Genomic DNA, 17,876 nt, shown 5'->3' with positions numbered 1-17,876 from the left:
ACTTCCCCTGCACACGCGACTGACCGATCAGTCATCCAAACGGAAATGGAAGACATCATGAGCAAGCTCCGGCCCCTCGCCGCTGCCGCCTTCCTGCTGGGCTCGGTGATCTATCTCGCCGCCGAAGCGATCACGGCCGCGGCGTGGAAATCGCCCAGCTACAGCTACGCCGACAACTGGATCAGCGACCTCGGATCCGCGACGGCCGGGGTGTTCCAAGGCCGCGAACTCGACTCGCCGCTGCACGTCGTCATGAACTCCGGATTCGTCATTCAGGGCGTCCTCTTCGGGATCGCCGCGGTGCTGCTGTCGCGGATGATCAGCGGGCGGCGAACCTTCACCGCCGTGACGGGGATCGTGACCATGATCGGCTACATCCTTGTCGGAACCTTCCACGGTTCCCTGCAGGCGCAGCAGAACGGCACGCTTCCCCTGCACTTCACCGGAGCAACGCTGGCGATCCTCGGCGGCAACGTGCTTGCCCTCGTCCTGGGCATCCACTGGCGAAAGACTCCCCAGACGCGGCTGCTCGGCCTCATCAGCATCGTCGTGGGAGTGTTCGGCCTGGTCTCCGTAACCGCTCTCTTCCTCACCTTCGATGCCGGCCTGCCCTCGGGCGCGATCGAACGCGGCTCCGTCTACACCATCGTCATCTGGCAACTCGCCGTCGCCGTCGCACTGCTCCGCGGCCGGGCCGACTCTGGCGCACCCCGCGTCGCCGCGACCAGTGCATCCACCACCACGGCATCCACAGGCAACTGACCTCCAGCTCCACCACCCCGATCACCGACCGGAAACACACCCGAGGTCCGAAGCCCTCATCACCTCGGTGATCAGTTTCACTCCGTACCCAGGCAGCCTGTCGCTCGTTCAACCTCGACTTACCGGCGGACGGATACCTCACGGAGGCGCTGGGTGACGATGGGGAAACGAGTGCGAGGAATAGGGGCGGCTGCGCTCAGTGCGGCGCTGGCCGTCGCGGGTGTGGGGCAGGCGGGGGCCGCCGAGTCCACCGGTACGGCGGTCCCCGGGAGCACCGGAGTCGACGCGGCGGCTCCGCTGCGTACGGTGACTCTGGTTTCCGGCGACCGGGTTCGAGTGCGGTCCGGCACGTACGAGATCCAGCCTGGTCCCGGTCGCGAGCGGATGGTTTTCGCGCAGCACCGGATTGGTGGCCACGACTACGTCATTCCGGCCGATGCGATGTCCATGATCGGTGCGCGGCGCGTCGACCGCCGACTGTTCGACATCACCGAGTTGCTGGCATCGAGGTACGACGACGCCGCGCAGACGGAGCTGCCGCTGCTGGTACGCGCGACGGACCAGACCGCTGCCAGGCAGCGCGCTTCCGGCTACGCGGTGGTACGTGACCTGCCGGGGATAGGGGCTCAGGCGGTCCGGGTCCCCAAGAAGCGGGCCGGAGAGTTCTGGAGGTCGCTCGACACGCAGGCTGCCGGCAAGACCGCGAGCGCGGGCGTGGAACGGGTGTGGTTGGACGGGCAGCGTCAGATCAGCCTGGACCGCAGTGTCCCGCAGATCGGTGCGCCGGCGGTGTGGCAGGCGGGCCGCACCGGCCGGGGCGTCACCGTCGCGGTGCTGGACACGGGCATCGACGCCACACACCCGGACTTCACCGGTCGGCTGGCGCAGGTACGCAACTTCACCGACGACCCGGACGCCGATGACCATTTGGGCCACGGCACCCACGTCGCCTCGACCATCGCCGGTTCGGGTGCCGCCTCCGGCGGCCGGTACCGGGGTGTGGCGCCGGACGCGACGTTGCTGGTCGGCAAGGTCTGCACCGATGGTGGCTGCCCCGACTCCGCGATTCTCGCCGGGATGGAGTGGGCCGTCGCCAATGGCGCGGCGGTGGTGAACCTCAGCCTCGGCGGCGCCGACACCACCGAGACGGACCCGCTGAAGGAGGCGGTGGAGACGCTGACCGCGCGTGCGGGCACGCTCTTCGTCGTGGCCGCCGGCAACAGCGGGCCCCAGGCCCGAAGCATCAGTTCGCCGGCCAGCGCCGACTCCGCGTTGGCCGTGGGCGCGGTGGATGGCGCCGACACACTCGCCGAATACTCCAGCCGTGGCCCGCGGCTGACCGGTGGTGCGATCAAGCCGGAGATCACCGCACCCGGCGTGGACATCGTCGCCGCCCGGGCGCGCAATTTCGAGGCGGACGACCCGGTTGACGAGTCGTACACCCGAATGTCGGGAACCTCGATGGCGACGCCGCACGTCGCCGGTTCCGCCGCGTTGCTCGCCCAACAGCACCCGACCTTCCGGGCGGCGGATCTGAAGGCGACCCTGATGGGCACGGCCCGGCCCGCCGCGACGTACCGGCTGACCGAGCAGGGCGCGGGACGCGTCGATGTGGCGGCGGCGTCGGGCTCGACGGTGCGGGCGGACCCACCGGCGGTGGATCTCGGCATCGCGAGATGGCCCCACCAGGACGACCGGGCGGCCAGCCGTACCGTCGCCTTCCGCAATGACGGCGCGACGGCGGCAACGCTGTCGCTGACGGTCTCCCTGACCGGGCCGGACGGCGCCCACGCGCCGGAGGGCATGTTCCGCATCGAACCAGCGCAGCTCACCGTCGCGGCCGGTGGTTCGGCGTCGGCGACCATCACCGCCAGGACCGCCATTCCCGGCTCGGAAGGGGTGTACGAGGGGCGGGTGGTCGCCAGCGGCCCCGCTGGCGTCGTGCGGGTCCCGGTGACCATCGACCGGGAACCGGAGAGCTATGACCTGAAGCTCACGCACCTGGACCGGACGGGCAGCCTGACCGACAGCTACACCACCTCGCTGGACGGTCTCTCCGCCTCCGGCACCGTCGTGCCCTACGAGCCGGACGGGACGGTCAGCATCCGGCTCAGGGCCGGCAACTACCACCTCACCAGCATCATCTCGGAGGAACACGGCGATGATCGCCTCGGGTCCCTGCTCACCCAGCCGCAGCTCGAACTGACGGCGGACACCACAGTCGTGCTGGACGCCCGGCTCGCCAAGTCCAACACGGTGACCGTGCCCAGGCCGGCGGCAACGCCAAACGGATCGGTCGTCGGGTACTACCGCCACCTTCCGGACGGCGGTCTGAACTCCGCGTCGGTGGTCTCGCTCGACGGCATGGCACCGCTGTTCGCCGCACAGCTCGGTCCCGCGCTCGCCGGGAACGTGATGCGGGGACGTCTGCAGACGGTCTTCACCGAGCCAGGCCCGGACGGCCAGTTCGGGTCCGGGTCGCACCGCTACCACCTGGCCTGGTTCCCGTCCGGACAGGTGCCGTCCGGGATCCGCAAGGAGGTGCGGCCCACGGATCTGGCGCAGGTGACCGCGACGTATCCCGCGAGCGGGTCGGGCACGATCGGTGAGAAGGTGGTCACGGCGTCACGTCCGGACTACACCGAAGCGGTGTCCTTCGGTGGCCTTGTTCCCTTGCCGGGCACGCGCACCGAGTACTACTCCCGAGCGGACGACACCCGATGGTCGGCCGATGTCAGGATGGGGGAGGTCGAGCAGATGTCGGCGCCCACCGCCTATCCGGCCGGCCGGCAGACCGAATCGTGGCAGGCGGGCCCGCTGGGCCCGGGCTTCCCGGCACTCCCGTCCGTCATCGCGGTCTATTCCGACGGTCACTGGGTCACCCGACGGGGAAATCGGATCGTCGCCGCCGTTCCGCTCTTCTCCGACCGGGATATCCGGCACGCCGGCTTCGCCGACACCACGTCCTACACGCGACACCTGTTCCGCGACGGGAAGCTGGTGCCCTCGATCGACGGCTTCGACTACGAGGTGCCCGCGGCGGCGGCGAACTACCGATACAGCGTCACCGCAACCCGAGACGCCGAACTCTCCACCCGCGTGCAGGCCGAGTGGACGTTCCGCTCCGAGAAGTCGGAGCAGCTCACCCAACTGCCGGTCATGGCGGTACGCTTCGCACCCGCGCTCGACGGCGACAACGCGGCGCCGGCCGGCAGAGCACTCCGCATCCCGGTCACCGTGCAGCAGCAGGCCGGTGCGACGCCAGCACAGGTACGGTCGCTGACCGTCGAGGTGTCGTACGACGACGGCCGGACCTGGCAGTCCGCATCGGTCCGCGAGTCCGGTGCTGGCTGGCTCGCCGACGTGCGTCATCCGGCCGGCGCTGGCTACGCCACGCTCCGCGCGTACGCGGTGGACCAGAGCGGCAACACGGTGCGCCAGACCATCACCCGCGCGTACCGCATCGAGGGCTGACCTCGGCGCACGCCCGCACCTGAGATGACCGACGCCCTGCTGGCCCCGATTCCACGTCGGGGCCAGCAAGGTCAGCCAGACCCTCGTCGCCGCTCCGGTGCCCGTAGGCGTCGCGTTGACCCGATCACGAGCAAGCGCCGACGATCGTCAAGCCGTGGTCACGAGCACGCTTGACCTCGCGTCGCACAGCGCCAGTGCTGAGGTGGGGTCGGAAGCACTAACTTCTAGCTATCCGGCCCGCTGACCCAGTGAGGAGGAGGATCGTGAAACGGGTCGAATAAGCCATCGAGCTAGCCGATAGCTTCGGGCGGTGTGAGGGACGACAGTCGGCTGAAGTCTAGCCGCACAACCATGTCGAGACCGTGGTCAGCACAGTAATGGTCGGTTGCGAGAAGGGTCATTCTCGTGGCCGTCTCGGTGCTTTGGTCACTTTGGCTGCGGAACCAAATCAGTAGGTCCTCGTCATCCCCTACAATCTCCCCTTGGGTGGGTTCGTGTACCGCGTTCCTTTTAATGGCATGGATTCCCAGCGAACCGACGTTCCTGAAGATTTCAAGGATTTCGGCCTTAGGTAGTCCTGTCATTCGGCGCAAGTAGTCGAGAGAGATGTGAACTCCGCTCGGCAGTTCTGCCCCGCACCCAAAGGCGAACGCCCCGAGAACTGCTTTGCGCTCTTCTTCGGTCATGCGTTGCAGCCGCTGGTAGAACTCCATTGCCGTCTCTGCAGCGTGTTGCTTGCCTTGTTCATCGTGCTCACTACCTTCAATGCTTCGTAGAGCCGGTCCGGATTGAGCGGCAAATTCTGCCGGACTCGTCGAGGTCCAAGCTTCTTCCGGATTAGCTCCACAAGGCTTTCGGGGCTTAGCTGCCTAAGGTCGAGGTAAGCGACAGTTGGGCGAATGCCCGGGATGTCTGTGCTATCGAACCGAACGGGCAGAACGTACTCGTCATTCTCGTTAAGCGCTCGGGCTTGGGCGCTCTGTCGCTCGTGGTTCGTCCAAACTTTTCGTGCGTAGTGCTCGGAAATGAACACAATGCAATACCGGGCGGCTTTTCGGTAGACGAAATCCAGATGCGAATAGAGGTCCTTGCCCCAGAGGCTGACCTGTTCGTAATTGTCGTAGAAGACTTTTACCTCAGCTGATCTTAAGCCGTTCGCGACCACGTCGACATACTCTCTGTCTTCGCCTGCGAATGAGAGCGCCACATCATATTGTGATTCTGAATGGATGTCAGACATGCGCAGATTGTAGGCGGCCACAGGTGTCTCTAGGGGGTCACATAGCTCTCAAATCGGCCATTAGACGAAAATCCGGTTGACGATGAGAAGCGTCAGTCAGCTAGGCGACTGTTCTGGGTCAAGCACCGAGGTGGAGGCTTAAGGATCGCGAGTGGGCGAGCGCTGCTGCATTCCTAAGCCCCGTGTGAAGGTGGCAAGGCAACGCACTCCGGTTTGGCTCCGGACTGCTGGTGACCTACGGCCAACATCGGCCGGGGTCGGCCCGCCAGGCGTTCGAGGGCGCAACGTGCCAGATCTGCCCGAGGTCAATAAGTCGCGGTCAGTGATCGACGCCGACTGGCGGGACGAGCGACCGCCCAGCCGTAGGTTACGACCCGGCGCAGGCCGGGCGATTCTGAGAGCCGCTGGCAGTGTAGGGCAGAACGGGGCACAAGACACCGTCAAACGTCGTCAACCAGCCAGAGAGGATGGCAGCCCGCGACGAGGCGTGAGCAGCTGTCGAGCGCCGTTGCCACTGGTGAGCCGATCGCACATCTTGGTTCCGCTTCATCTCTACGGGTTGCGGGCAGCGGTGTCACCAGTCGGGTCCATGTCAAGTCTGTGGGCGGCGGCGTATGCATTGACGGTCTCGGTGGCGAGCCGACCTCTCACCCCCACTGGCAGTCCGTTGGCTCGGGCCCACGCACGTATCGTGGGGCCGGGAGCCGGAAGGGTGGAAACTGTTGTAGTTGCGGCCATTGGTGCGGTGGTCGTTGGGGTGGGTGAGGGCGCAGTTTCCGCTGGGGTGCGATCCGTTCCAGTCTTTGCCGGCTGGACGTAGTGGACCAGTTCGGCAAAGACCTCTGGAGCCACGATCCGCGTCTTGAACTCGCGGGCTGCCTGGGCCTTGGTCGTGTATGGGTCTACCCCGTCGGTTACGAGAACGGCGGTCTTGCGGGACACCGAGCCGGTTACGCGGAGGCCGAAAGCTTGTGCTCGGCCTTCTAGACGAGCGCGCAGCAACTCGTCGCAACCGGTGAAGGCGACGCCCTCGCCGATTCGTAGAGGATCGCCGTGCAGCCATAGATCTGGCAGCGGCAAGCAACCCTTCCCCCGTTGTTCGGCGAGAGCGGTGCGAGCTTCGTCCAGAACGGCTTTGACGATCCCGTCGGTGAAGCCGATGGCCTGAGCGGCGGCGAGCAACTCTCGGCGCTCATCGCGAGTGACCTTGCCGTCTTCGATGGCCTTGTGCGCCAACGCCAAGAGGAAGCCACGGTGAGCCGCATGGACCTGCTCTCGGCTCAGTGAGTAAGTCCTCGCAAGGCTCGCGAGGGAAGCTGCTTCATCGTCCGTCAGCACCCCGTCTTCCAGTACCTCTGCCAACAGCTCCAGGTAACCGGTTGTGTTGGTGGGAGCGCCTTCTTCCATTGCGGATGACATGGGCAGATCGTCGAGAAGGGCTGCGAGGCCGCCAGGCTCGGCCGGTACGGGCGTAGGACCAGCAGGGCCTCGCAGGGTCACGTTGAGAGCTTGACGCGGGATTACTGGCCACGTGACCTGGGCAGCGTGGGCGGGCAGGTGGAGGTGGTCGGGCTCCGGGGGTCGACCAAAGTTCCGATCGAGATAAGACATCAGCAGGCTGGCGGTTGCGCGTGCATCCCCGAGTGCTGAGTGAGCGTTGTCGAGCCGAATTCCAGTGGCCCAGCAGCAGTCGGACAGGCGACGACGGTCTAGGTGCGGGAGGTAGATCCAGCTCGCTTCCAAGGTGCAGAGGTGTGGACTAGTGGGCATGGCCCAACCTGCTCGCTCATACTCATTGCCAAGGAAGCCAAGGTCGAAGCGGGCGTTGTGAGCGACTAGAGCGCGGCCGGCTAGACGGGCGTTCATCTCGCCGATGAGTTCGCCGAACCGGGGTGCTCTCCTGACCTCGCCGGCGGTGATCCCATGGATCTTGGTGGCACCCACGGGGCCGCCCGGGTTCACTAGTGTCGTCCACTCGTCCACGACCCGCCCGAACGGGTCGGTAGCGATGACGGCGACCTCGACCACACGATCTCTAGACGCCACCAAGCCGGTGGTCTCTACGTCGACAACAGCAAAGCCGCCCACAGGTGGGGCGAAGGAAGCAGTGGGCTGGCCAGCATCCGAGGGCTGCCTAGGTAGAGGTGGAACGTTGGTCGTGCTCAATCGCCCGCGAATTCGTTCCAAGATTCCCACAGCACCCCGCCTTCAGCGCGAAGCCGTATGCTCTGACAGCGCATGGCGGAGCGCAAGTAAGATCAGCTTCTCCGTCGGCTTTCGGACAGATGCGTGGTCTGAAGGGCGGCGCCTTTGCCAGCGATGACGACCACGAGTGGCCATCTCTCACCGCTGCAGGGCCCTTCGTGAGTTTCTCGGCCAGCACGCGTCGAGCGCCGATTAGCGCTCACCGAAGGCGGCTCTCAGTCTGCCGACAGCATCGGTGACAGCCCGACCTCGAACGAGGAACTCCGCCGACGGGGGAGTGCGGATCGTCGCCCGAGGTCGCGAGCGAGGACGCATGTCGCCGCAAGACGCGCCCCAAACTTACAAGCGAGGAGTTCATGGCTTTGGATATCGGCGTGGTAGGCGGCGCGCCGCGTGTGAGAGGTTGTAAGGCGGCAGCAGGCCGGTAGCGTTGGGTGGCGGCGGCCTGGGCGCCGACGGTGCGTCAGGCGCTACGAGGAGGTCCGGAATGGATTCCTTGCCGGAGCTGACTTTCGGCCAGCGGTTGAAGGTCTACCGGGAGCGGTCCGGGAAGACCCGTGCGGTGCTCGGGGGTTTGGTGGGGCGCAGCGCTGAGTGGGTCAAGGCGGTGGAGAACGATCGCATCCTGCCGCCGCGCGTTCACATGCTGGATCGCATCGCGCGTGCCCTCAAGGTCGAGGTATCGGCCATGGTTGGAGAGTTGAGCGCCCGGTCTGCGGTGGTCAACGGGCCGGAGCATCCGGCGCTGGCGTCGGTCCGGGATGCGGTGAACCGCTTCGCAATCTCCGACGAGGCGTCCCCGGAGTCGTTGACGAGCCTGAGGGAGCGGCTCGCGATGGCGTGGCGGGCACGCCATCAGGCGGCGGATCACCGTACGGTGCTGGGCGGGTTGTTGCCGGGCCTGCTGCGCGACGTTCAGCGTGCCGCGTTGGCGTACGAGGGTGATGAGCGTCGGCAGGCGCAGGCCCTGTTGGCGGAGACGTTCGGGCTGACGCAGATGTTCCTTGCCTATCAACCCGCTGCCGAGTTGCTGTGGCGGGTCGCGGACCGCGCGATGGTGGCGGCGCGGGAGTCCGGCGACCCGGAGGCGGTGGCGTGCGCGGGATGGTTCCTGTGCCAGGTGCATCGGGATGCGGGCGACTGGGACACCGCGATGACGCTGAACCTGGACCTTCTGTCGGCGCTGGAGCCGCGTACGACCGAGGGGAACACGAACATGTTGGCGCTCTGGGGCGCGTTGAACTTCGAGGCTGCCTACACCGCCGCCCGTGCTGGCGAGGAAGGTCGGGCCTGGCGGTACTGGGATCGCTCCGACCGGGTGGCACGGCGCCTGCCCCCGGGCTTCTATCAGCCGCAGACTTCGTTCTCACAGATCATCATGGGCGCACACGCGGTGACCGTGGCGGTGGAGTTGCAGAAGTCCGGTGAGGCGGTGCGGCAGGCACGCCGTCATGATTCCGCGGCGATTCCGTCGCGGCCGCGCCGGGCACGCCATCTCATCGAGGCCGCACGGGCGCACTACGGCAAGGACGACAAGGAAGCTGCCGTGATGACCCTCCGGCAGGCGTACGAGTCGGCCCCGGAGACGATCCGCTTCAACGGGTACGCCCGCCAGATCACCCTAGACCTGCTCGACGGCCCGCGTTCCACTCGTGACGACGCCCGTGATCTTGCGCTCAAGGTCGGGCTGCTCTCGTGATCCAGGGGTAGGAACCTTACCCATTTGGCTCCGCGACCCACCGTAGCTTCTTGCTCACAGGATGCGGCGGGCGGTGCGGGAGTCGCCCGGTCGCCGCGTCCCTCAGCTTCGAGGGCAGGAGCCGTCCTCGTGCTCGAACGAGGGAGGGTCCGTGCGGCGCGTCTCGTATGACGAATACCTCTCGGCAACCGCGCTGACTCTCGCCCGCTGGCATCGTCCTTTGTGGTCGTTGCGTATCTGCTGCTGCGGAGCCGTCCTGCCATGCCGTGCCCGGCACCGGATTCCGATCAGTCGGGACCACTGGCCGCAGGAAGGTGAGCAGTGAATATCGGGCAGCAGGAGGTAACCATCGCGGTGCACGTCCGCGGGCGGGACGGCATGTGCGGCGGCTGTCGCACGTGGTGGGGACGGCTCACGCCGTACCCATGCTGGCAGGTCGCATGGGCGACCAGCCTGCATGCCCGGCCCATCACTGCTCGCGTCCTGACGGGTGTGCGGTGACTGTCCACGGCCCGGTCATGCCGATCTGGACCTGCAGTGGCTGCTCCCTGCCCTGGCCCTGCCCGACAAAGAAGCGCGAGCTGCGGGCGGAGTATGCGGATGCTTCGGTATCGCTGACTCTCTACCTCGGGTCCTACCTCGTCCAGGCAACCGAGGACATGCCGTGGACATCGGCAGGGTTGCTGCACCGCCGGTTCCTCGGATGGACCAGGGAGGCCGAGCTGTCGAAGCCGGCAGTACAGCAGCCAGGTACAGCAACCGCACCAGCCGGACCGAGCCGATACACCCGTCGGTAGACCGCCTGACCTCGCATCATCCGCGCACGTTCACGCTCGACACGCGGGTCGAAGTAGCTAGGCCGACGCCGGCAACGCACCGCGGCGGTGTGCGGTGGGGCTGGTGCCGCGAACTCGTTTGAAGGCGACCGAGAGGGCGAAGGCGTTCGCGTAGCCGACCCGGCGTGCGATCGCCTCGACCGTGTCGGTCGTCTCGCGCAGCATGTCTGCGGCCAGGGCGATCCGCCAGCCGGTGAGGTACGCCATCGGCGCTTCGCCCACCAGTGGGCTGAACCGCCGGGCCAGGCTGGCGCGGGAGACGCCGGTCCGCTCGGCCAACTCGACAATGCTCCATGGGTACGCCGGGTCCTCGTGCATCAGCCTGAGTGCGAGGCCGACGACCTGGTCGCTCTGCGCCCGATACCACCCTGGGGTGTGGGAGCCCGGCCGGGCGAACCACGCACGTATCGCGGTGATCAGTGCCAGGTCCAGCCAGCGGTCGAGGACGCTCTGCTGGCCCGGCTCGTCGCGCTGGATCTCGCCGCGCACCATCGACATCACGTGTCCGGCGACCTCAGCCGCCGGAACGACGAGGACCGACGGCAGGGCCGCGAGCAGTCGCCGGCTGACGTCACTCTCCAGCTGATAGGTGCCGCTGACGACCATCGCCTCGCCGTCGGGGTGACCGCCGTAGGTCCGCACGCCGAGCCGGGTGCTGTAGTCGGTGGGCGCGCCGGGCAACGGTTCGCAGATACCGCCGGGATGGATCCGAAGCTGTGGGGCGGTGCCGGGCTGATCGGCCACGACGTACGGCGCGGGGCCGGTGAAGATGGCGACGTCACCCTCGTGCATCCGGGCCGGTGCGATTCCATCGCGCACCACCCAGGCGGATCCGCGCACCAAGGTCGCGAGGGTCAGTGGTGCCTTCTCGCGGATCTCGAGCGCCCACGGTGTGTCCATGATCGTCAGGTTGAAGACCCCACCGCGTGCGCGGGTGCCGGCCAGCAGGTCGTCGAGCACATCCATGTCGCAAGACCCTAGCTGCCAGGGTGAGACGCACAAACATGAAATCGCGCGGAACAACCATGGTTTGCCTCATCGATCGGCGGTGAGATCGAACCATGACCAACACACCGATCCTCATTCTCGGCGGGCAGGGCAAGACCGGTCGCCGGGTGGCAGAGCAGCTCACCTCCCAGCAGGTCCCGGTCCGGCTGGCCTCGCGTTCGAGTGAACAGCGTTTCGACTGGTACGACGACAGCACCTGGTCGGCTGCGGTTGCCGGCGTCGACACGGCGTACCTGGCCCCGCCGGTCGGGCCAACCGGACTCGCTCAGGCTGGCACGTTCGTCAAGCAGGCCGCGGCGGAGGGCCTGCGCAGGGTGGTCCTGCTCTCCGGCCGCGGTGTCGGCGCTCCGGGCCGCGAGTTCGCGGTCTACCAGGGCAGCCTCGACCTTGAGAACGCCGTGAAGGTCAGCGGCGTCGACTGGACCATCGTGCGGCCGTCGTGGTTCGCGCAGAATTTCAGCGAGGACTTCCTCCACGAAGCTGTCCTGGCCGGCCAGATCCGGCTGCCGGCGGGCGACGGCGCCGAACCCTGGATCGACGTGAACGACGTCGCCGAGGTGATGGCGGCAGCTCTGCTTGACACCAGGCACGTCGGCCAGGGGTATTCCCTCTCCGGACCGCGCACCCTCACCCTGACCCAGGTCGCGGCCGAGCTGTCGCACGCTATCGGACGGCCCATCGGGTATGTCGCCCTCGAACCGGAGCAGTTCGTCGCCGAGCTCGTCGGGTACGGCGCACCTCAGGAGGACGCCGAGTCCCTCCGCGATCTGTTCGCAGTGATCCGCAACCACCGCTCCGAGTACACCTCCGATGGCGTTCAGCAGGTCCTCGGCCGGGCACCCCGCGATTTCAGTGACTGGGCGCGCACTGCCGCACGCACCGGGGCATGGTCTGCGTGAACACCGTCAAGATCCTCACCCTCGTGAGCCTGACCGGTACGGCGCTGATGGGCGGCGTGTTCTACGCCTTCGGCACCGCGATCATGGGCTCGCTGCAGCGGATGCCGGCCGGACAGGGCGCGGCCGCAATGAACCTGATCAACGTACGGATCCAGAACCCGCTCTTCCTGCTGATCTTCCTGGGTACCGCGCTGGTCTCTCTGGCGCTGGCGGTGCTCGCCTTCGTCAAGGACAGCCCGGGCGCGTGGTGGCTGGTGGGCGGAGCGGCACTGTACGTCGTCGGCGTGATGGTCATCAGCTTCAGTATCAACATCCCGCTGAACGACAGCCTGGCCGCGGTCGACCCGACCACCGCCGCAGGTCACACGGAGTGGGCGAACTACTTGGCCAAATGGAACCCGGCGAACAACGTCCGGGCCATCAGCTGCACGTTGGCCGTCGTCGCCTTCGGCCTCGCCCTGCACGCGGGCTCTACCACCACCGTGGCACCATCCCGACCCTCGCAGAACGCCCAGCCGAACCTCTCCACGGAACCCGACCGGTAGCAGACCCCACCGGACAGACCGCAGCCTGTTACCGGATAAATCGGAAAGGGCTTCTCCGCGTACGCCTTACCATTGCGATCAGCGGTCCGTAGCGCGGTGCGGCGGTCCTCGCGAGCACCGGGCGTGTAGTCCTGTGGGGGAACTGGCACCCAGAAGGGCGGGACAGTGGCCGTTGACCACATCGGTTCGCTGGCGGAGGCCGGCGTCACGGTGCGTCCCTACGCGGGTGCCGGTGACATTGCCAGCGTCCAGGCCGTCCGTGCCGAGGTGCGCCGGGCCGACGGCGATCTCTGGCTGCCCGGTCCCGATACCGGCGAGGAACCCGACGGCGTACACCCGTTCTGTCTGGTCGCCCAAGCCGACTCCGGGCGAACCGTGGGCTTCACCTGGATGGACTGGTGGTCCGAAGGGGCCGATACCCGGGTCTACCTGCTGAGTGGATGTGTGGCACCAGCGTGGCGCCGCCGGGGCATCGGCACCGCGATGCTGCGGTGGCTGGCGGAAGCGGGAGTCTCGACGGCCCGACTCAGCACGGTCGCGGAGAATCCGAACAACAGCGTTCGCTTGTACGAGAAGGCGGGATATCGGGTGACCGCGCGGCAACCCCGTTACCGAAAACCAGTCGAGGCGTGCTGAGCTGAGGCGGGCCTCACATCGAGGCCCCACCCCCGAACAGGTCGTCGACCACAGCACTCGGACCAACGCTGCTTGGGAGGCAACGATCGTCGTCCGGCGTGGTGCTCGGTCGGTGCTCAGTCCAGGCCGGTGCGGCCCTCGGCCCAATATGCCTTGCCCATGACCTGCCGGGGTTTGCGCGTCCACCCACGGCTGTCTCGCCGTACGGCGTGCACGGTCGCGGCGTCGCCGGTGACGACGAGGGTGTACGGCGCCTGGATGGCCGCCGCGCGGCAGTGGTGGAGAAGCGCGACCGGGTCGGCGTCCTTCGTGACGACCGTCAGTCGTTCGGTGATCCCCAGTTGGGCGAGCACGTCGGTGAGCGCGACGGGATCGCGTGCCTCGAAGACGTACGACGTCTCGGCGGGGAGGGTGCCCAACGCGCGGGCGAGCGCCACGCTTGTCTCGTCCCCGACGAAGAGCACGGGGCCCGTGGCCGCGCGCAGGTCGATCGAGCGCCGTGGCCCGAGGACCTCGCAGGTCTGGCCCTCTGTCACCCGCTCGAACCACTGCCTCGCGGGACCGTTGCCGTGCGTGTAGACGACCAGCTCCGTCACGCCCCGGGCGGCGTCCCAACTGGTGGGTGTGTAGGTGCGTAGGCTCATCGAGCCGCGCCGTGGCCGGAGCTGGAGTTTCGCTCCGGGCACCCAGGTCGCCTTCCGGAACGGCTCGGCGGACAGCGTCATCCGAACGAACTCGGATGAGAGCTGGCGGAGGCCTGTGACGCGGGCGTTGTCCAAGATCGCGCCACTGGCGAGGTCGGCCAGGCGTCCGGCGAGTCCGATCATCGTTCCTCACTCCAGGCTTCGTCGTTGTGCGGCAGCGATCCTCGGGGGTGCCCGCCGACGAGCACGACCTCCAGTCGGCGGGGGCCGTGCACGCCCTCGACCCGGTCGAGTTCGATGTCGCTTGTCGCGGACGGGCCCGAGATCCAGGTCTGGGGCGCGCGTGGGTCGAGCCGGGTCAGTGCCTCCGGCAGCAGGCCGACGACCTGGTCGGCGCGGACGACGCAGATGTGCCGGTCGGGCACCAGGGTGAGCGCTCGCCGCCCCTGCGTCGGGCCGGCGTCGAGGATGATGGTGCCGGTGTCGGCGACGGCCACGGCACAACCGGTCAGGACCGCGTCCATCGTGTCGAGCTCGGCCGGTGTCAGCGGGGGAGCGTCGTGGTGCGCCCGCCCGACGTGGCCGGTCAACCAGTCGGCGGGCACGTCGGTGGGGACGGCGAGCCGGTCGAGCTCGGCCAGCAGCCCGGCCAGGGCGTCGATGCCGCGGTGGACCGTCGCCCGGTAGTCCACCAGCCGGTCGACGAAGACCTCGACCAGGTCGGGGCGGTCGTCGGCCCGGCGGTATCGGCGGGGCACCCGTACCGGGGGCGGGTTGTCGGCCAGGGCCGTCCGCAGCCGCGCCAGGATCTCGTCACGCGCGGTCACTGCTGCTCCCACCACTCGCGGAAGGTCTGCGGCGCGGGCAGCGGCAGGTCCCGGGACCGGGTCCACGCCGAGGCGGGCCAGGGCAGCCGGCGCAGCGTCCGAGCGCCGGTGCGCCATTCGCGGTACGCGCCGAGCGGCCCCGCGCCCCGGCGGGCCAGCCGCAGGGCGGCGGCCCAGCGCCGGGGGCTGCGCATCACCCACGACAGGACGCGCATGGCGGCCCGTTCCGCACGTGGATGCGGCGCCTGCTGGCGGAGGTGGACGAGGATCTCCGGGATGTTGATCTTCACTGGGCACACGTCGTAGCAGGCGCCGCAGAGCGTCGACGCGTACGGCAGGGAGGCGTTGTCGGCCACCCCGGTCAACTGGGGCGACAGGATCGCCCCGATCGGCCCCGGATACACCGAGCCGTACGCGTGTCCGCCGGCCCGCTCGTACACCGGGCAGACGTTGAGGCACGCGGAGCAGCGGATGCAGGACAGCGCCGGCCGCCCGACCGGGTCGGCGAGCACCGCGGACCGGCCATTGTCGACGAGCACGACATGCACGTCCTGCGGGCCGTCCCCGGGGGTGACGCCGGTCCACATCGAGGTGTACGGGTTCATCCGCTCACCGGTCGAGGACCGCGGCAGCAGTTGCAGGAAGACCTCCAGGTCGGTGAAGGTCGGCAGCAGCTTCTCGACGCCCACGACGCTGATCAGCGTCTCCGGCAGCGTGAGGCACATCCGCCCGTTGCCCTCGGACTCCACGACCACGAGCGTGCCGGTGTCGGCGATGGCGAAGTTGGCGCCGGACACGGCGACCCGGGCCGCGAGGAAACGTCGCCGCAGGTGGGCGCGGGCCACCTCGGCCAGGGCGGCCGGCTCGTCGCTGAGGTCGGCCGGTGCGTCCGGCATGCGACGCTGGAAGATGTCCCGGATCTGGGTCCGGTTCTTGTGGATCGCCGGCACCAGGATGTGCGACGGGGTGTCGTCGCCGAGCTGCACGATCAGCTCCGCGAGGTCGGTCTCGTACGCGGCGATCCCGGCCGCCTCCAGGGCCTCGTTGAGCTCGATCTCCTGCGTGGCCATCGACTTGACCTTCACGACCTCGTCGGCGCCGGTGGCCCGGGTCAGCTCGACGACGATCCGGCAGGCCTCGGCCGCGTCCCGGGCCCAGTGCACGGTGGCGCCGGCGGCGGTGGCGGACGCCTCGAACTGCTCCAGCAGCTCCGGCAACCGGCGTTGGACGTCCGCCTTGATCGCGGCGCCGGCGTCGCGCAGAGCCTCCCAGTCGGGCACCTCGTCGACGACCCGGGCGCGCTTGCCGCGGATGGTGCGGGTGGCCCGGTGCAGGTTGGCCCGAAGCTGCGTGTCGGCGACGGCCGGCTTCGCCATCGTGGGGAAGGGCAGTGGGACGCGGATCCGCCCGCTCCCGGTGGCCGGTGCGACCGGCCCGTTCACGAGGTGCCCCCCGTCGCGGCGAGGATCTCGGCGTAGTGCAGGGCCCGCACGCCCGACCGGTGGCGGTCCAGGCCGCCACCGATGTGGGCCAGGCAGGAGTTGTCGGCGGCGGCGAGCACCCGTGCTCCGGTCTCGCCGACCCGGGCGCACTTGTCGGTGAGCATCGCGGTGGAGACGTCCGGGTTCTTCAGGGCGAACGTGCCGCCGAAGCCGCAGCACTCCTCGGCGTCGGCCAGCTCGACCAACCGGATGCCTCGCACCTGACGCAGCAGCCGCAGCGGCCGGTCACCCAGCCGCAGCAGTCGCAGCCCGTGGCAGGTGGGGTGGTAGGTCACCGTTTCCGGGAACTCGGCGCCGACGTCGGTGACGCCGAGGACGTCGACGAGCAGCTCGGACAGCTCGTAGGTGCGCTCGGCCACCGACGCGGCGGGCGCGTGCAGCCGTGGGTACTGGTCGCGGATCATCGCGGTGCACGACCCGGACGGCACGACGACGGCGTCGTAGGCGTCGAAGACGTCGACGTAGTTGCGCACCATCGGCATCGCCTCGGCCCGGTAGCCGGTGTTGGCGTGCATCTGCCCGCAGCAGGTCTGGCCCGTCGGGAAGTCGACGGTGTGGCCGAGCCGGCGCAGGATGCGGGTGACCGCGATGCCGGTGCCCGGATAGGCGATGTCGTTGACGCAGGTGATGAAGAGGGCTATCCGCATGGCGGCGTCGACCCGCCTTGACTGTGTTGGTGTGAGCGAGTACACACTGGCGAAGCAAGATCCTATCGGAAACGACTCTGCCGCCACCAGGCACCGGAGGATGGTTCGTGAGATTCATGCGCGTCGGGCCCGTCGGGCGGGAACGCCCCGTCCTGTCCGTCGACGGCCGGCACTTCGACCTCTCGTCGCTGACCGCCGACATCGACGCGGAGTTCCTCGGCGCGGACGGCGTCCGGCGCGTCCGCGAGGCCACCGACCTGCCCGAGATCGACGTCACCGGGCAGCGGGTCGGCGCACCGATCGCCCGTCCCGGTGTGGTCCTCTGCGTCGGGCAGAACTACGCCGCGCACGCCGCCGAGTCGGGCGCCGAGCCACCCACCGCCCCGATCATCTTCTACAAGGCGCCCAACACCGTCGTCGGCCCCTACGACGACGTCCTGATCCCACGGGGCTCGACGAAGACCGACTGGGAGGTGGAGCTGGCGGTGGTGATCGGCCGGCAGGCCCGCTACCTCGCCTCGCCGGCCGACGCTCTCGGGCACATCGCCGGGTACGCGCTGTCCAACGACGTCTCCGAGCGCGACTTCCAGCTCGCCGTGTCCGGTGGGCAGTGGTCGAAGGGCAAGTCCTGCGAGACGTTCCAACCGCTCGGCCCCTGGCTGGTCACCCCGGACGAGATCGACGACCCGCAGGCGCTGCGGCTGCGCTCCTGGGTCAACGGCGAGCCCCGGCAGGACTCCACGACGAAGGACATGATCTTCGACGTGGCGTACCTGATCTGGCACCTGTCCCAGTACACCGTCCTGGACCCGGGCGACGTCATCAACACCGGCACCCCGCAGGGCGTGGCGCTCTCCGGCCGGTTCCCGTACCTGGCCGCCGGCGACGTGATGGAGGTCGAGATCGAGGGCCTCGGCCGGCAGCGCAACACGCTGGAAGCCGCCTGAACGGC

At 68.3% G+C, this 17,876-nt stretch carries 17 protein-coding genes and 1 pseudogene; 9 read left to right on the top strand and 9 right to left on the bottom strand.

Annotated features, from left to right (window positions below; all coding sequences use genetic code 11):
• The first annotated feature begins 57 nt into the window (after window positions 1-57).
• A complete protein-coding gene (locus tag ACPXBU_RS15090) occupies window positions 58-762 on the top strand; it encodes a DUF998 domain-containing protein (protein WP_425758486.1) in 705 nt (234 codons plus the stop codon).
• A gap of 306 nt (window positions 763-1,068) precedes the next feature.
• A complete protein-coding gene (locus ACPXBU_RS15085) occupies window positions 1,069-4,236 on the top strand; it encodes a S8 family serine peptidase (protein WP_425758485.1) in 3,168 nt (1,055 codons plus the stop codon).
• Between the two features lie 290 nt (window positions 4,237-4,526).
• Here the strand turns inward: ACPXBU_RS15085 and ACPXBU_RS15080 are convergent, their stop codons facing one another.
• From ACPXBU_RS15080 to ACPXBU_RS15065, 4 genes and pseudogenes are all read right to left on the bottom strand, one after another.
• Window positions 4,527-4,949, bottom strand: coding sequence for a hypothetical protein (locus tag ACPXBU_RS15080; RefSeq protein ID WP_425758484.1), 423 nt, complete (start codon window positions 4,947-4,949; stop codon window positions 4,527-4,529).
• The gene (locus ACPXBU_RS15075; protein ID WP_425758483.1) at window positions 4,919-5,476 is read right to left on the bottom strand and encodes a toll/interleukin-1 receptor domain-containing protein; all 558 of its coding nucleotides are present in this window, start codon (window positions 5,474-5,476) and stop codon (window positions 4,919-4,921) included. Before ACPXBU_RS15075 ends, ACPXBU_RS15080 begins: the two co-directional genes overlap by 31 nt.
• A 552-nt stretch (window positions 5,477-6,028) precedes the next feature.
• Complete coding sequence (locus ACPXBU_RS15070) at window positions 6,029-6,895, bottom strand: Lsr2 family DNA-binding protein (RefSeq protein ID WP_425758765.1); 867 nt, start codon at window positions 6,893-6,895, stop codon at window positions 6,029-6,031.
• A 207-nt stretch (window positions 6,896-7,102) separates the two neighbouring features.
• Window positions 7,103-7,564, bottom strand: a pseudogene (locus ACPXBU_RS15065) (exonuclease domain-containing protein); the annotation flags it as partial.
• Between the two features lie 604 nt (window positions 7,565-8,168).
• Between ACPXBU_RS15065 and ACPXBU_RS15060 the strand changes: the two are divergent.
• The 3 genes from ACPXBU_RS15060 (at window position 8,169) to ACPXBU_RS15050 (ending at window position 10,177) form a co-directional block, all read left to right on the top strand.
• The gene (locus ACPXBU_RS15060) at window positions 8,169-9,380 is read left to right on the top strand and encodes a helix-turn-helix domain-containing protein (protein WP_425758482.1); all 1,212 of its coding nucleotides are present in this window, start codon (window positions 8,169-8,171) and stop codon (window positions 9,378-9,380) included.
• Between the two features lie 321 nt (window positions 9,381-9,701).
• Entirely contained in the window at window positions 9,702-9,881 is a 180-nt protein-coding gene (locus ACPXBU_RS15055; RefSeq protein ID WP_425758481.1) for a hypothetical protein, read from the top strand.
• A complete protein-coding gene (locus ACPXBU_RS15050) occupies window positions 9,878-10,177 on the top strand; it encodes a hypothetical protein (protein WP_425758480.1) in 300 nt (99 codons plus the stop codon). Before ACPXBU_RS15055 ends, ACPXBU_RS15050 begins: the two co-directional genes overlap by 4 nt.
• Window positions 10,178-10,234: 57 nt before the next feature.
• Here ACPXBU_RS15050 and ACPXBU_RS15045 read toward each other — a convergent pair whose 3' ends face one another.
• Window positions 10,235-11,182 carry a cupin domain-containing protein gene (locus tag ACPXBU_RS15045; protein WP_425758479.1) on the bottom strand — a complete coding sequence of 316 codons (948 nt, stop codon included), beginning with the start codon at window positions 11,180-11,182 and terminating at the stop codon, window positions 10,235-10,237.
• Between the two features lie 95 nt (window positions 11,183-11,277).
• Here ACPXBU_RS15045 and ACPXBU_RS15040 point away from each other — a divergent pair, with 95 nt between their 5' ends.
• The 3 genes from ACPXBU_RS15040 to ACPXBU_RS15030 all read left to right on the top strand — a co-directional run bounded on the left by ACPXBU_RS15040 (window position 11,278) and on the right by ACPXBU_RS15030 (window position 13,304).
• Window positions 11,278-12,123 carry an NAD(P)H-binding protein gene (locus ACPXBU_RS15040; RefSeq protein WP_425758478.1) on the top strand — a complete coding sequence of 282 codons (846 nt, stop codon included), beginning with the start codon at window positions 11,278-11,280 and terminating at the stop codon, window positions 12,121-12,123.
• On the top strand, window positions 12,120-12,668 hold the full coding sequence (locus ACPXBU_RS15035; RefSeq protein ID WP_425758477.1) for a DUF1772 domain-containing protein: 549 nt from the start codon (window positions 12,120-12,122) through the stop codon (window positions 12,666-12,668). The genes ACPXBU_RS15040 and ACPXBU_RS15035 overlap by 4 nt, the downstream gene beginning before the upstream one ends.
• 165 nt (window positions 12,669-12,833) lie before the next feature.
• On the top strand, window positions 12,834-13,304 hold the full coding sequence (locus ACPXBU_RS15030; protein ID WP_425758476.1) for a GNAT family N-acetyltransferase: 471 nt from the start codon (window positions 12,834-12,836) through the stop codon (window positions 13,302-13,304).
• Between the two features lie 116 nt (window positions 13,305-13,420).
• On the opposite strand, the gene ACPXBU_RS15025 is transcribed toward ACPXBU_RS15030, so the two are convergent.
• The 4 genes from ACPXBU_RS15025 to ACPXBU_RS15010 all read right to left on the bottom strand — a co-directional run bounded on the left by ACPXBU_RS15025 (window position 13,421) and on the right by ACPXBU_RS15010 (window position 16,924).
• Window positions 13,421-14,131 carry a siderophore-interacting protein gene (locus ACPXBU_RS15025; RefSeq protein WP_425758475.1) on the bottom strand — a complete coding sequence of 237 codons (711 nt, stop codon included), beginning with the start codon at window positions 14,129-14,131 and terminating at the stop codon, window positions 13,421-13,423.
• Window positions 14,128-14,775: a LutC/YkgG family protein gene (locus ACPXBU_RS15020; protein ID WP_425758474.1), complete on the bottom strand. Its 648-nt coding sequence runs from the start codon at window positions 14,773-14,775 to the stop codon at window positions 14,128-14,130. Before ACPXBU_RS15020 ends, ACPXBU_RS15025 begins: the two co-directional genes overlap by 4 nt.
• Entirely contained in the window at window positions 14,772-16,151 is a 1,380-nt protein-coding gene (locus ACPXBU_RS15015; protein ID WP_425758764.1) for a LutB/LldF family L-lactate oxidation iron-sulfur protein, read from the bottom strand. The genes ACPXBU_RS15020 and ACPXBU_RS15015 overlap by 4 nt, the downstream gene beginning before the upstream one ends.
• A gap of 62 nt (window positions 16,152-16,213) precedes the next feature.
• On the bottom strand, window positions 16,214-16,924 hold the full coding sequence (locus ACPXBU_RS15010) for a (Fe-S)-binding protein (protein ID WP_425758473.1): 711 nt from the start codon (window positions 16,922-16,924) through the stop codon (window positions 16,214-16,216).
• A gap of 116 nt (window positions 16,925-17,040) precedes the next feature.
• Between ACPXBU_RS15010 and ACPXBU_RS15005 the strand changes: the two genes are divergently transcribed.
• Complete coding sequence (locus ACPXBU_RS15005; protein ID WP_425758763.1) at window positions 17,041-17,871, top strand: fumarylacetoacetate hydrolase family protein; 831 nt, start codon at window positions 17,041-17,043, stop codon at window positions 17,869-17,871.
• Window positions 17,872-17,876: the final 5 nt, after the last annotated feature.

The organism is Micromonospora sp. DT231 (assembly GCF_049847025.1).
In the GTDB taxonomy this organism is placed as follows: domain Bacteria; phylum Actinomycetota; class Actinomycetes; order Mycobacteriales; family Micromonosporaceae; genus Micromonospora.
This window is presented reverse-complemented; position numbering and strand designations above follow the sequence as displayed.

Coding starts and splice junctions, on each gene's coding strand:
- ACPXBU_RS15090 (WP_425758486.1), top strand. CDS start 58: ATGAGCAAGCTCCGGCCCCTCGCCGCTGCCGCCTTCCTGCTGGGCTCG.
- ACPXBU_RS15080 (WP_425758484.1), bottom strand. CDS start 4,949: ATGGAGTTCTACCAGCGGCTGCAACGCATGACCGAAGAAGAGCGCAAA.
- ACPXBU_RS15075 (WP_425758483.1), bottom strand. CDS start 5,476: ATGTCTGACATCCATTCAGAATCACAATATGATGTGGCGCTCTCATTC.
- ACPXBU_RS15070 (WP_425758765.1), bottom strand. CDS start 6,895: ATGTCATCCGCAATGGAAGAAGGCGCTCCCACCAACACAACCGGTTAC.
- ACPXBU_RS15060 (WP_425758482.1), top strand. CDS start 8,169: ATGGATTCCTTGCCGGAGCTGACTTTCGGCCAGCGGTTGAAGGTCTAC.
- ACPXBU_RS15045 (WP_425758479.1), bottom strand. CDS start 11,182: ATGGATGTGCTCGACGACCTGCTGGCCGGCACCCGCGCACGCGGTGGG.
- ACPXBU_RS15040 (WP_425758478.1), top strand. CDS start 11,278: ATGACCAACACACCGATCCTCATTCTCGGCGGGCAGGGCAAGACCGGT.
- ACPXBU_RS15025 (WP_425758475.1), bottom strand. CDS start 14,131: ATGATCGGACTCGCCGGACGCCTGGCCGACCTCGCCAGTGGCGCGATC.
- ACPXBU_RS15015 (WP_425758764.1), bottom strand. CDS start 16,151: ATGGCGAAGCCGGCCGTCGCCGACACGCAGCTTCGGGCCAACCTGCAC.
- ACPXBU_RS15010 (WP_425758473.1), bottom strand. CDS start 16,924: ATGCGGATAGCCCTCTTCATCACCTGCGTCAACGACATCGCCTATCCG.
- ACPXBU_RS15005 (WP_425758763.1), top strand. CDS start 17,041: ATGCGCGTCGGGCCCGTCGGGCGGGAACGCCCCGTCCTGTCCGTCGAC.